Here is a 12,823-nt window from a genome sequence, read left to right on the forward strand (position 1 = left end):
GCTCATAACCTGAAGGCCGCAGGTTCAAATCCTGCCCCCGCAACCAACCATCACCATCCCGAAAGCCCCGAGGCCCACACCTCGGGGCTTTCGCGCGTCAAGGCGACCACCCGTCATAGGCCTCCGCAAGACCATGGACGGCCTCGCCATCGCGGGGCGCGAACGGCTGGGCACCGCCCCGTTCTGCGACCCGGCTCCTGTTCTGCAGCGCCGACGTTTCGGTCCCCGGGCCGAAGGCCTGCCATCCGAACATCTCCAACTCCAGCGGAATGAAGTCGAGCAAGCCGAGGCGGCCGACGAAGCCGAGACGGGCATGGTGGGTCCGGCCATGCGCGCAGACCGCACAGCCGCCAAGTGCCGGGTGAACCGAGATCGGTGGCGTCCCAGGATGTGCACGCGGCCTCGCGCGACACTCGCGTCCCCTCAGAAATCCGCCATGGCACGGCGCACCCGCGCCTTGAAGCGATCCCTATCGGCTGCCGTTGCCACATTCATGTGGTAGAGCGCGTGGAAGTCGGCCCGTGCGCCGCCGGTCAACCAGCGCAGGTAGCGCGTGACGATCTTCTTCGACGGGTTCGCCATCCACCACACCATGTGGCACGGCCGGCCGTAGGTGACGACGCCCGCGATGCGCCTGACGTCGGTGAGCAGCCGGCGGACGCGCTTCGGGTCGGTGATGTCGAAGGCGACCCCTGGCATCAGCAGGCGATCGAAGAAGCCCTTCAGCATGGCGGGCGGCCCGAAGGTCCAGGTGGGGAACTGGAACACCAGCGCTTTGGCGGCTCGGAGCCGCTCGACATAGGTTTCGAGGCCGCGCCGGTTCACCGCGGGGTCGTGATAGTGGCGCCGCCCGTCCTCGGTCAGCACGGGATCGAACTTCTCGGCGTAGAGGTCGAGAAGGTCGACGTCGTGCCCCGCCTCGGCGAGGCCGGCGAGAGCTTCGGCGCGCAGGCCCGCGTGAAAGCTTTCCGGCAGCGGGTGGCAGTAGACGTAGAGGACGCGCATCAGGTCGCAGCTGCGGCCGGCACGTAGGAGCGCATCTTGCCGGGGTTCAACAGTCCCCGAGGATCCACCTCGCGCTTGAAGCCGAGCTGGTCGGCCTCCGCCCGCTTGTGGCGGCTGCCGTCTTCCAGCGTGTAGACGTGCGGGTCGGCGATCATCACGCCTGCCGCTTCGTGGGCCGCCATGATAGTGGAGAGGCGTTCGGGCGTCGTGTAGCGGATGACGGGCAGCGCGCTCGCCGTGATGCGGCCGCCGAAGCGGATGAACTCGCAATGGCCGAGCAGCTCGTCCGGGAACAAGGCGCACATCTCGGCGACCTTCTCCAGCACGGCGTCGTGCGGGAACAGGCATTGGAGGTAGGTCACGCCGCGGTCGGCCTTCAGCATCTGCAGCGTGGTGTGGTTCCAGGTGTACTCGTAGAGCGGCGTCTGGCCCGGCGCGTCGGTGAGGGGCCGCTCCAGCGTGACCGCGCCGGCGTCGCCGAGCAGCGCGAGAAAGCTGTCGACCGAGTGTTTCGCCACAGTGGCGATCAGCACCGCCTTGCCCTCGGGGCAGTGCGGCCGCACCTCGGCGAAGTGCGAGGGCAGCGGCCAGGCGATGGGGCTGAGCAGCTTCTTGGTGATGCCATCGGCGAGCGCCGCGCGGTGGCCGAACGCCATGGCCTCCGCGAAGCTGTCGAAGGCGACGATCAGGTCGACCCAGGGCCAAGCGGGGGCGAGGGGGAACTCCAGCGCCGTGATGATGCCGGTGGTGCCGTAGGCGCGGTTGACCTTCTGGGCCGCATCGCCGCGCAACTCGATCGCGCGCGGCTCGGGCTCGACGGTGATGACCCGCGCCGCCAGGATGTTGCCAGGCTCGCGCAGGCCGCCGTAGGTGATCGAGCCGATCCCGCCCGAGCCGCCGGCGACGAAGCCGCCCACCGTGGCGCGCCGCTTGGTCGAAGGGTGCATGCGCTGCTCGAGCCCGTGCGGGGCCAGCGCCGCGTCGAGCTCCGACATGACGAGGCCGGGGCCGCAGCGCACGGAGCCGTCCCGCACCCATGCGATGTCCTTCAACCCCGCCATGTCGAGCAGCACGCCGCCGTGCAGCGGCACGGCCTGCCCGTAGTTGCCCGTGGCGGCGCCACGCGGGGTGATCGGCACCCCGAGCCGCGCGCAGGCAGCCGCCACCCGAACTACCTCGCCCTCGTCACGCGGCGACACCAGAATATCGGCGCTCTTGCCGCGGAGCTGCGCGTCGAGGATGGGGCTGTACCAGAAGAAGTCGCGCGAGCGCTTGCGCACCGTCGAGGGTTCGGTCGTGACCGGTACGCCGTCGATGGCGGCGAGCAGCGCGCCGATCTGGGGGTGAGGCAGGGCGCTCATCGGGCGGTTTCCTGGGTCAGCAGAGCTTCATGGGGGACGAGGGTCGGCACAAAGACGGCAGGGACGGCTTCGGACACTTCCTCCTCGCCGTGCTCTCGGAGGAGCGCCAGGATACGCCGCCGCATGATCATGCCTGGCCGGTCCGACGGCATGTGGGACTCGACCTTGCGGCCCATGTCCATCGTGGCGTCGGGGTCGGTGGATTCGAGGATGTCGCGGTCCTCGTCGGTGATCACCTTGTCCCAGGCGATCAGCTCGGCGGTGGAGCAATCCGCTTCCGTGTCGTTGCGGTACAGGATCTGAACGAGCTTGATGCGGCCGTCGCCGATCGGCGTCGCCGAGTTGAAGATGATGTGGCGCAGGCCGCCCGGGTATTCGATGTCGAGCCGGCGGCAGAAGGGCATGTACCAAGCATTGCGCATGTGGCGGCGCGTGGTCGGCGCGTCCGTGCCGGAGATGCGATGCGCCATCGGCGGGTTGGCGATGGTCACCACCGTCTCGGCCGTGAAGCCGAACTCGGTCTCGACGAGCTCGTACTTCTCCGGAACCGGCTGGTCCGCGAGACCGAAGGTCGCCCGGTGCACGAAGGCGAAATGGGCGTTGTCGAAGGAGTTCTCCATCAGCCGGATCGCCGAGGTCGACCAGTCCTCGTGGAATTGCATGATGCGGCGGTAGGCGGGGTCTGCCTCCTCTGGGATGTCGGGGATGTCGCCGAGCGGCTCGCCGAGGCACACCCAGGCGTAGCCGTAGCGCGCCTTGCAGTGGTAGGCGCGCACGCCCAGGCGCGGCACCACCTGATCGGGCGAGAACTGCGGGATGTCGACGAGCCGCCCCGTGCGGTCGTAGGTCCAGCCGTGGTAGCCACAGGTGATCAGCCCCTCGTGGCACCAGCCCTTGGACAGCTTGGCGGTGCGGTGGCAGCACCGGTCCATCAGGGCCGCGGGCTCACCCTCGGCGTCGAGGAAGAGCACGAGCTTCTCGCCCATCAGCGTGAAGGGCTTCGGGCCGTCATGCAGCGCGTCGAGCTTCTCGGTGGCGTACCAGAAGCGGCGCAGGACGGGCTGTCGCGTGGTCAGCATGGGTGATCCCTTCAGGGATTGCGAATCTGTCGAGCACCGTCGCGCGATCGGGCGAGATCGCCTGATAGCGATCTGCATCATCGCTCGGGGCGGCGCTCGCTCTCGTGCCAGTCGCCGAGGGCGAGCCGCGTCAGCCCGGCCATGATGAGGAACAGCGCGACGCCCGCCGCCGTGATGAGGAACAGCGCCGCGAACATGCGGGGGATGTCGAGCTGGAAGCCGGACTGCAGGATCTCGTAGGCGAGGCCCGAGCCCGTGCCCCCCGTGCCGGCCACGAACTCCGCCACCACGGCCCCGATCAGCGCGAGGCCTGAGGAGATGCGAAGCCCGGCGAAGAACAGCGGCAGCGCGCTCGGGATGCGCAGGCGCACCAGCGTCTGCAGCGGCCCGGCCTTGTGCAGCGCGAACAGGTTCGCGAGGCCGGGGTCGACCGTCCGCAGGCCCAGTGTCGTGTTGGAGATGACGGGGAACAGCGCCACCAGCGCCGCGCACGCGACGAGGGCCAGCCGCGTGTCCTTGACCAGGATGATGATCAGGGGCGCGATGGCGACCACCGGCGTCACCTGCAGCATCACCGCATAGGGGAACAGGCTCCGCTCGACGGCACGGCTCTGCACGAAGACGAAGGCCACCAGCGTGCCCACCACGGCCGCGAGTCCGAAGGCCATCACGGTGACCTCCAGCGTGGACAGCAGCGCGCGGAGCAGCGTCGGCGCGTCCGTCGCGAAGACGCGCGCCACCGCGCTCGGCGCGGGCAGCAGGAACTCGGGTATCCCGAACAGGCGGCAGGTGCCCTCCCACAGGCCGAGGAGGACGAGGCCGGTGAGCACGGGCGGCCCGACCTCGCGGAAGCGCGCGGACTGGACGAGCGGGGTCACGCGGCAGCTCCCTGCCCGCTCGCCAGCGACGCCTCCATCAGGGCCACCGACAGCGCGCGGCACTGGTCGGCGAACCCGGCGCTCGTCCGGAACGCATCCCCGCGCGGGAAGGGCTCGGGCACATCGATCTCGCGAAACACCCGGCCGGGGTTGGCGGCCATCACCACGATGCGGGTCGACAGGAACACCGCCTCGTAGATCGAGTGTGTGACGAAGACGGCCGCGAAACGCCGCCGCCACCACAGCGCGGCGAGATCGGCGTCGAGCCGGTTGCGGGTGAACTCGTCGAGCGCGCCGAAGGGCTCGTCCATCAGCAGCAGGTTCGGCTCGGTCACCAGCGCGCGGGCGATCGAGGCGCGCATGCGCATGCCACCCGAAAGCTGGCGGGGGTAGTGGCGCGCGCGGTCGGCAAGGCCCACGAGGGCGAGCGCTTCGGCGACGCGCGCGTCGGCCTGCGGCGTCGGCACGCCCGCGAGGTCGAGCGGCAGGCGCACGTTGGCGGCGATGCGCGCCCAGGGCATCAGAGTCGCGTCCTGGAACACCAGGGACAAGCGGCGGCCCTCGCGCCCGACGGCGTCGAAGCCCCCGCGCCACCACAGCACGCGCCCATCGGTCGGCTGCTGGAGGTTCGCCATCAGCGACAACAGCGTGCTCTTGCCGCAACCCGAGGGGCCGATGAGGGACACGAACTCGCCTTCGCCGACAGCGAGGCTGAGCGGCGCGAGGCCCCGCGCGCCGTTGGCGAAGACCTTGTCGGCCGACAGGATCTCGACCGCCGGCGCGCCGGGAGGAGCATCGCCGGGCCGGTCGGCCGGCCCGGCGTGGGCGGCGCGCACCGGCATCCTCAGTTCAGCCTGGCGTCGAGGTCGCCCACGAACTCGGTCGTGAAGGCCTTGTGCCAGTCGACCTCGGGCTTGAGGAGCCCGGCCCCGACCATGTAGTCGTCCGTGGCCTTCCACCGCGCCTCGGTCATCGCGCCGATCGGCACCCCGTTCTTCCCGTCGAGGGCGTGAAGCTCGCGCAGCTTGGCGATGCCGAAGGCGATCTGCGCGTCGCCCATCTTGGGGTTGGCGGCCTTGATGAGGGCGTTGCCGGGCGCAGGATCCTTCATGTAATCGCGCCAGCCCTGCATCGAGGCTTTGATGAAGGCCCGCACCACCTGCGGCCGCTCCTCCAGGGTTTTGCGCGTCACGACGATGGTCGAGCCGTAGGGCGGGTAGCCGTCCGCCGCCATGAGGTAGAAGTTCGCCGGCACGCCCTTCTCCTGCGCCTGGAAGGGTTCGGAGGACGGGTAGGCCTGCTGGGCCGCGTTCGGGTCGGCGAAGAAGGGCTGGAGGTTGAACGTGTACGCCTTGGTCTGCGCGTCCGTGTAACCGTACTTCGCCTTGAGCCAGGGCCAGAAGGTCGTGTGGCTCGACGAGGCGATGAGGACCGTCTTGTCCTTCAGATCGCCGAGACCCTTCACGTCCGCGTGGGTCATCAGGCCCTGGAGATCGTACTGGAAGGTCGTCGCCACCGTGACGGCGGGAAGACCCTTTTCGACCGCGTTCAGCACCTGGAAGTCGTAGCCCATGACGGCATCGACCTGGCCGGCCAGCAGGAGCTGCATGGCATTGACCTGCGGGCCGCCCTGGCGGATGTCGGCGTCGATGCCGGCCTTGCCGTAGAGGCCCTCGGCCTGGGCTTCGTAGAAGCCGCCGTGCTCGGCCTGGGCGAACCAGCTCGTGAGATACGAGAACTTCTCCGCCGCCCCGGCCGGCGCGGCGAGGAGCGGGGCCGCGAGGGCTGCGGCGAGGGCGGAGCGGAGAAGCGTCGCGGCGGACATGGGACCTCGCGTCTGCGTCGGTGCGGGACGCCGCGAGACTTCCACGATGGCACGTTGCGTGCGAGCATCGTTTGACGCGCGTCCCGTCCGCAAAAAGCGGACGCTGGCGAACATCTGACCACCTGCTCGCGGGACCGGCAGTTCCCGCAGCCCGGAACCCTCCATGCTGCACGGACGCATGCTCCGCTATCTCGACGAGGTCGCCCGCGCAGGCTCGATCCGCAAGGCGGCCGACCGGCTGAACGTCGCGGCATCGGCCATCAACCGGCAGATCCTGTCGCTGGAGGCGGAGCTCGACACCCCCCTGTTCGAGCGCATGCCCGGGGGGTTGCGCCTCACCGCCTCGGGCGAGGTCCTGGTCGCCCACGTGCGCGAAACCCTGCGCGAACACGGGCGGGCGCTCGGCCGCATGGCGGCGCTGAAGGGCCTGCAGCAGGGTGAGGTGGTGATCGCCACCATGGGCGGCCTCGCCGCGACGCAGCTCGGTCCCGCCCTCGGCACCTTCCGCGCCGCCCATCCCCGGGTCAGGCTGGCGGTGCGGGTGCTCAACAAGGACGGCATCGTAGGGGCGTTGCTGGCCGGCGAGGCCGATCTCGGCCTCGCCTTCAACCTGCCGTCACACCCCCGCCTGTTCCGCGCCGCCTCCTTCGAGCACGCCATCGGGGCCGTGATGGCCCCCGACCATCCGCTCGCATCCCGCCTCAGCCTGCGCTTCACGGATTGCCTGGCTCACCCGCTGCTGCTCGCCGAGCGCGGCATGTCGCTGCGCGAAGCCACCGACCAATTAGTGCCGCCCAACGTCGACCTCAGCCCCGCGCTGGAAACGAACTCGCTGGAGCTGATGCGGCGCATGGCGCGGGCGAGCCCCTGCGTGACCTTCATGTGCGCCTTCGAGGTCGAGGAGGACTTGCGCGCCGGCCGCCTCGCCTTCGTGCCGATCCAGGGCAGCCCGGCGCGCCAGTCGGTGTCGCTGGTGCACCGCGCCGCCGGGCCGCTTGACCCCGTGGTCAGCGCGGTGGCGGCCTATCTCGGCACGGCGCTCGCCCCGCGCCCCGACGAGTCCTGACCGCCCGTCGCCCATGCTGCCGCTATGTCCCGTTGCCTCCGAGGCGACGGCGCGCACGCTTTTCCGCGCTCGACGGCGGCACACCGCCGTGGCTGGCTCGCCCCTCGACCCGCCCCGCCCGGAGTACGACGCCTTGATCCCCACACCGGACCTCGCCGCCCTCGACGGCACGGCGACGCTGAGAAGCGCCCGCGTGCCGTCTCCCTTCCTCGATCGGGTGCCGGACGGCGCCGCTGTCGACCGCGACGGCGCCGCGCTGGTCGATGTCGTCCTCGTGGGCGGGCGCATCGCCGCGGTTCGGGCCGCGGCGGGGGACGCCCCGGCACCGGGCGAAGTGGATCTCCGCGGCCGCCACCTTTGGCCGACCCTCGTCGACGTGCACACCCATCTCGACAAGGGCCACATCGTCGATCGCGCCCCGAACGGGCCTGGCGACTTCCGCGGCGCCATCGACGCGACCAGGGCCGACCGCGAAGCCAACTGGCGCCGGCCCGACCTCGACCGCCGCATGGGCTTCGGCCTGCGCTGCGCCGAGGCCCACGGGGTGGCGGCAATCCGCACCCACCTCGACTCCTACGAGGGCCAGGCGCCCGACAGCTGGGCCGCCTTCCGAGCGCTGCGTGACGCTTATGCGGGGCGGGTCGCGCTCCAGGCCGTGGCGCTGGTGGCGCTCGACGTGTACCGCACGCCCTTCGGCGCGGACCTCGCCGACCTCGTGGCGGCGAGCGGCGGGTTGATGGGTGGCGTGACCCGCGCCACCGCGGGCCTGCACGAGGAGGAGCTTTCCGACCTCACCGACCTGCTCGACCGCCTGTTCCGGCTCGCGCGGGAGCGGGGCCTCGACGTCGACCTCCACGTCGACGAGTCGGGCGACCCGACGGCCGCGGCTCTGCCGGCGGTGGCTCGGGCCGCGATCCGCCACGGCTACGAGGGCCGTGTCACCTGCGGCCACTGCTGCTCGCTGGCGCTCCAGGACGAGCCCACGTTCCGCGAGCAGGCCGCTCTGCTGCGCGATGCCGGCATCGCGGTGGTGAGCCTGCCGACGGTGAACATGTACCTGCAGGACCGCGCGCCCGGCCGGACCCCGCGCTGGCGCGGCGTGGCGCCGTTGGAGGAGTTGCGAGCCGCGGGCGTGCGCGTCGCGGTGGCGGGCGACAACTGCCGCGACCCGTTCCATGCCTACGGCGACGGCGACATGCTGGACACGTGGCGGCAGGCCGTGCGGATCGCCCACCTCGACCACCCGTTCGGCGAGGCTGCGGCCCTTTGCGGGCCGGCGCCGGCCGCCATCATGGGGCTCCCGCATGCGGGGCGGATCGCCGTCGGCGGTTCGGCCGACCTCATCGTCCTGGAAGCCTGGTCGATGGATCAGGTGATGGCGCGGCCGCAAGGCGACCGCACGGTGATCCGCGGCGGCCGGAGGATCGATGCGAAGGCGCCGAGCTACGCGGAGCTTTGACCGGCGGCGAGCGGCCCTTTTGCGAGCCGCCCCACGTCGAAGCGCTGGACATCGCGCAGCAGCGCGATGAAGGCTTCGGCGCCATGGTCGCGCGCCGCCTCGCCCTTCGCGGCCGTCCCGCTCGCGGCGTCGCCCATGGCGCCCTTCGGCCCGACGTCCTGCGCCATCCAGCCGAAGCCGATCGGCTGGGTGACGCGCAGGTGGGCGAACTCTTCCGCGATGGCGACCGAGTTCGGCACGAAATCCTCGATCGCTTCGCGCCGCACCAGTTCCGGCCGGAAGGCCATCATCAGCGACGTTTCGGCCTCGCCCGCGTGGATGCCATGCACCTTCTCACCGGCGCCGAACAGCCCGTCCGGGGTGCCGAAGCGGTTCCAGCTCACCACCACGGCCAGCATACCGAGGCGGACGCGAAGCTCGCGCGCGACGATGTCGAGGGCTGGGATGTTGCCCCCGTGCGAGTTGACGAGGACGAGCTTCCTCACCCCCGCCCGGTGGACGCTTTCGCCGATCTCGCGCCAGGCGCGGATCACCGTCTCGGCCGAAAAGGTCAGGGTGCCGGGAAACTCCAGGTGCTCGTTCGATTTGCCCACCGCCTGCACGGGCAGGAACAGGACGGGGAGGTCGTCCGGCACCCGCGCTGCAGCGGCGCGCAGGTAGCCCTCCATGATGAACGTGTCGACGCCCACGGGCAGGTGCGGCCCGTGCTGCTCGATGGCCGCGACCGGCAGCACGGCGATCGCGGACGCCATGTCGGCGTCGCGGAAGTCCGTCCAGGCCATCTCGGCCCAGTATCTGGTGCGGAACGACATTCGCCCTCTCAATCCATCTTCGCCGCGACGGCCTCGACCTCGACCAGGAACTCCGGCCGGGTGAAGCCGCCGACGATCATCAGGGTCGAGGCCGGCGGGGGCGAGGCCACCGCCCGGTCGCGGGCGCGCATGTAGCCGGCCATGTGCTCGCGCGCCGTCACGTAAGCGTTGACCCGCACGATGTCGGAAAGCGCCATCCCGGCTTCGGCCAGGATGGCCGCCACGTTGGCGAAGCACAGCGCGGCCTGCTCCTCGGCGCCCTCCGGCACGGTGCCGTCCGCCGCCATGCCGAGCTGCCCCGAGCAGAAGACGAGCCGGGCGCCGGGCGGCACCGCCACACCGTGGGCGTAGCGAGCGAAAGGCGGAGGCAGGGCGGGAGGGTTGAGACGGTCGAGCATGGACTCCACGGGCGGCAGGAGGCGAGGCAGCGCCTCCATCGGCGCCGCATGTCCTGCGCCCGGATCGCATGCAAGGCGCGTTCCGAGCGGTCATCCGCCGCGGACCGAAATCCGATCGCCGACGACCGGCGAACCAGGGCGAGGAGGCAGATGGTGCGCTCGTTTTCGACCGACATGGCACCACGGCCCTCGTGGTCCGACCCGGACGGACGATGCATCCGCTTGCTCAAGTCGGCCCACTAGCTAGGACGCGGTGCACTAGGGTTCGGTCGAGTCGATCAGGCCGCCGCCGTCAAACGGCGAGGCCGGGTCGACGGCGGGATGGCCGGGTTCGAATCGAGCCGTGGTCGGAGTTGACGTCCGACCGTTCGGAGCGCTCGACTGCCATGACGAGAACCCGAGGTTCCGGGCGATGCGGACATTGGCAGTCCTCGTCGACAGACCGCGGATGGGGCGTGCCCGCGACCGCTTCCGTGCCAGCAGGGCATTCCGCCGCCCCCGTGCTTCAGGCCAGGGACACGCCGTATCGGTCCGCCGCGCCCCGGATGTGGGACGCCATGGCCCGCTCGGCCCCGGCGGCGTCGCCTTCTCGGAGGCGGGACGCGACGGCGCGGTGCTCGACCAGGGTTTCGCTGAGCCGGTCCGCCCGCGCCATCGGCAATCGCTGGCTCTCGACCATCATGTCGCGCATCGGACCGACCATCCCGATCAGCACTGGGTTGGAGGCGAACTCCACCACGAGGTCGTGGAAGCGCGCGTCCGCCAGCGCCATGGCGGCCACGTCGCCCCGTTCCAGCGAACTCGCCATGGCGTTGACCTCCTCGTCGAGCCGCAGTGCACCCGCTCCGTCCATCCGCCCCGCGGCGAGGCGCGCCGCGTAGCCTTCGAGCCCGAGGCGCGCCTCGTACACGTCGCGAAGACTGCAGCGGTCGGCGAAGCGCCACGGCGGCGCCCGGAGGGCGGGCGGCGCCACGTAGACGCCGCTGCCCACCCGCACCACCACGAGCCCCATGGTTTCGAGCGCCGCCATGGCCTCGCGCAGGCTCGGACGGCTGACGCCCAACCTGGCCGCCAAGTCCCTCTGCGACGGCAGCCTGTCTCCGGCCGCGAGGCCGCCTTGTAGGATCAGGGCCTGCAGGCGCTCCGCGATGCCGCGCGAAACCGGCACGCGGTCGCCCGGCGCGGGCTCGGACAGCGGCGTCCAGTTCATCGGCGGGCACCCGCCGAACCACGACCTGCCGTCGCGCCGGGCGCCACGCCGAAAATCTCCGCGTCCGTGCCCATCATCTCCGCGGTTCCCGGACCCACGGCGGCTTGCCCCGGGCGGGGATCCCATGCACCTTTCCATCGGTCAAACCGGTCAGGCCGATTTCGCGCGATCGCCGCGGAGCGCCCGCCGTTCAGGAGATCGTCCATGCGCTTCGCCCCCGGTCCCGTCACCCGCCGCCTCGCCCTCGTGCTGGCCCTCGGCGCCACCGCGTTCGGCGCGCCCGGCGCCCGGGCCGCCGACACCCTGAAGGTCGGCGCCAACATCGGCAACCTTCCCTGGGAGTTCCAGGACGCGCACGGCGACACCGTCGGCTTCGAGGTCGACCTGATGAAGGAGGTGGCGAAGCGCCTGGGCGACGACGTCACCTTCATCAACATCCCCTTCACGGGCCTGTTCGCCGCCGTGCAGTCCGGGCAGATCGACGCCGCCGTCTCGTCCATCACCATCACGCCGAAGCGCCTCGCCAGCGTGTCCTTCGCGCAGCCCTACTACGACAGCGACCAGTCGCTGACCGTGATGGCGAAGTCCGGCATCTCGGGCCTGAAGGGCATGGCCGGGAAGACCGTCGGCGTGGACACGGGGTCGACCGGCGACATCTACGCGACTCAGCACGGGGCCGACGACAAGTTCGCCGACATCCGTCGCTACGAGGGTCTGGCGCCCGCCATGCTCGACCTCGCGGCCGGCCGCATCGACGGCTACGTCAGCGACATCCCGGCCCTGCAGTATTACGTGAAGGACAAGCCGGTCTACAAGGTGGTCGAACGCATCCCCACGGGCGAGCGCTATTCCGTGATGTTCGCCAAGGACAGCCCGCTCGTCGGCAAGGTCGACGCCGTGCTGACGACCCTGAAGTCGGAAGGGTACATCGCCAAGCTGCACGAGACATGGTTCGGCGTCGCGCCGGAAGCTTCCACCAGCACCGTGGCCAAGGCCGAGATCCCGAAGCCCTGACGCGGGCGTGAAGGCTTCGCTTCCCCGTGTCGCTCCTCGACACCTTCCTGAACTGGGGCGTGTTCCGGGACGCGCTGCCGCTGCTGCTCACCGGCCTCTGGGTGACACTGGGGCTCGGCGCTGCCGCTGTCGCGCTCGGCCTCGCCGGCGGCCTGCCTCTGGTGCTGCTGCGCCTCTACGGCGGGCGGGTCGCGAGGCTTGTCGCGATCGCCTACATCGACGTGTTCCGCGCCATCCCCGTGCTGGTGCTGCTGATCGTGATCTATTATGCGCTGCCCTTCCTGGGGCTGCGTTTGTCACCCTTCACCTCCGCGACGGCCGCCCTGAGCCTGGTGTCGGCCGCCTATTCGGCCGAGATCCTGCGCGCCGGCATCGAAGCCGTGCCGTCGGGGCAAGTGGAGGCAGCGCGCGCGCTCGGCATGCCGCCGCCGCTGTGGATGAGGCGCATCGTCCTGCCGCAGGCGGTCCGCCTCGTGGTGCCGCCGCTGACGTCCAACGCCATCAACGTCTTCAAGGACACGGCCCTCGCCTCGGTCGTCGCCATGCCGGACCTGCTGAAACAGGCCACCCAAGCCCAGGCGCTGGCCGCCAATCCCACGCCGCTGATCGGCGCAGCCGTCATCTACATCGCGCTGCTGCTGCCCTGCGTCCGCTTCGTCGGCCTCTACGAGGGCCGGCTCCGGCGGCGAGCCCGATGACCGACGAGGAGAACCCTC

The 12,823-nt window shown here is 70.9% G+C and carries 13 protein-coding genes; 4 read left to right on the top strand and 9 right to left on the bottom strand.

Features of this window, described 5'->3' with window-relative positions:
* Positions 1–423 precede the first annotated feature (423 nt).
* From D3273_RS15175 to D3273_RS15200, 6 genes are all read right to left on the bottom strand, one after another.
* Positions 424–1,005, bottom strand: a complete 582-nt coding sequence (locus tag D3273_RS15175) for an NAD(P)H-dependent oxidoreductase (protein ID WP_129227736.1) — start codon at positions 1,003–1,005, stop codon at positions 424–426.
* On the bottom strand, positions 1,005–2,366 hold the full coding sequence (locus D3273_RS15180) for an FAD-binding oxidoreductase (RefSeq protein WP_129227737.1): 1,362 nt from the start codon (positions 2,364–2,366) through the stop codon (positions 1,005–1,007). The genes D3273_RS15175 and D3273_RS15180 overlap by 1 nt, the downstream gene beginning before the upstream one ends.
* Complete coding sequence (locus D3273_RS15185; RefSeq protein WP_129227738.1) at positions 2,363–3,445, bottom strand: aromatic ring-hydroxylating dioxygenase subunit alpha; 1,083 nt, start codon at positions 3,443–3,445, stop codon at positions 2,363–2,365. Before D3273_RS15185 ends, D3273_RS15180 begins: the two co-directional genes overlap by 4 nt.
* Before the next feature lie 77 nt (positions 3,446–3,522).
* The gene (locus tag D3273_RS15190) at positions 3,523–4,323 is read right to left on the bottom strand and encodes an ABC transporter permease (RefSeq protein ID WP_129227739.1); all 801 of its coding nucleotides are present in this window, start codon (positions 4,321–4,323) and stop codon (positions 3,523–3,525) included.
* Entirely contained in the window at positions 4,320–5,165 is an 846-nt protein-coding gene (locus D3273_RS15195) for an ABC transporter ATP-binding protein (RefSeq protein WP_129227740.1), read from the bottom strand. The genes D3273_RS15190 and D3273_RS15195 overlap by 4 nt, the downstream gene beginning before the upstream one ends.
* 2 nt (positions 5,166–5,167) lie before the next feature.
* The gene (locus D3273_RS15200; RefSeq protein ID WP_129227741.1) at positions 5,168–6,148 is read right to left on the bottom strand and encodes an ABC transporter substrate-binding protein; all 981 of its coding nucleotides are present in this window, start codon (positions 6,146–6,148) and stop codon (positions 5,168–5,170) included.
* A 163-nt stretch (positions 6,149–6,311) separates the two neighbouring features.
* Here D3273_RS15200 and D3273_RS15205 point away from each other — a divergent pair, with 163 nt between their 5' ends.
* Positions 6,312–7,214 (top strand): LysR family transcriptional regulator, encoded by a 903-nt coding sequence (locus D3273_RS15205; protein ID WP_129227742.1) that lies wholly within the window; start codon positions 6,312–6,314, stop codon positions 7,212–7,214.
* A 133-nt stretch (positions 7,215–7,347) separates the two neighbouring features.
* Positions 7,348–8,673, top strand: a complete 1,326-nt coding sequence (locus tag D3273_RS15210; RefSeq protein ID WP_428977783.1) for a cytosine deaminase — start codon at positions 7,348–7,350, stop codon at positions 8,671–8,673.
* Here the strand turns inward: D3273_RS15210 and D3273_RS15215 are convergent.
* The 3 genes from D3273_RS15215 to D3273_RS15225 all read right to left on the bottom strand — a co-directional run bounded on the left by D3273_RS15215 (position 8,658) and on the right by D3273_RS15225 (position 11,093).
* Complete coding sequence (locus D3273_RS15215; RefSeq protein WP_129227744.1) at positions 8,658–9,485, bottom strand: creatininase family protein; 828 nt, start codon at positions 9,483–9,485, stop codon at positions 8,658–8,660. The genes D3273_RS15210 and D3273_RS15215 overlap by 16 nt on opposite strands.
* A gap of 8 nt (positions 9,486–9,493) precedes the next feature.
* Positions 9,494–9,883 (bottom strand): RidA family protein, encoded by a 390-nt coding sequence (locus D3273_RS15220; protein ID WP_129227813.1) that lies wholly within the window; start codon positions 9,881–9,883, stop codon positions 9,494–9,496.
* A 505-nt stretch (positions 9,884–10,388) separates the two neighbouring features.
* Entirely contained in the window at positions 10,389–11,093 is a 705-nt protein-coding gene (locus D3273_RS15225; RefSeq protein ID WP_165359508.1) for a FadR/GntR family transcriptional regulator, read from the bottom strand.
* A 204-nt stretch (positions 11,094–11,297) separates the two neighbouring features.
* Here D3273_RS15225 and D3273_RS15230 point away from each other — a divergent pair, with 204 nt between their 5' ends.
* Both D3273_RS15230 and D3273_RS15235 read left to right on the top strand, forming a co-directional pair.
* Positions 11,298–12,107, top strand: coding sequence for a transporter substrate-binding domain-containing protein (locus tag D3273_RS15230; RefSeq protein WP_129227746.1), 810 nt, complete (start codon positions 11,298–11,300; stop codon positions 12,105–12,107).
* Positions 12,108–12,133: 26 nt separating this feature from the next.
* Positions 12,134–12,805 carry an amino acid ABC transporter permease gene (locus tag D3273_RS15235; protein ID WP_129227747.1) on the top strand — a complete coding sequence of 224 codons (672 nt, stop codon included), beginning with the start codon at positions 12,134–12,136 and terminating at the stop codon, positions 12,803–12,805.
* Positions 12,806–12,823: the final 18 nt, after the last annotated feature.

The sequence above is a fragment of the Lichenibacterium minor genome (genome assembly GCF_004137685.1).
GTDB classification, from domain to species: domain Bacteria; phylum Pseudomonadota; class Alphaproteobacteria; order Rhizobiales; family Beijerinckiaceae; genus Lichenihabitans; species Lichenihabitans minor.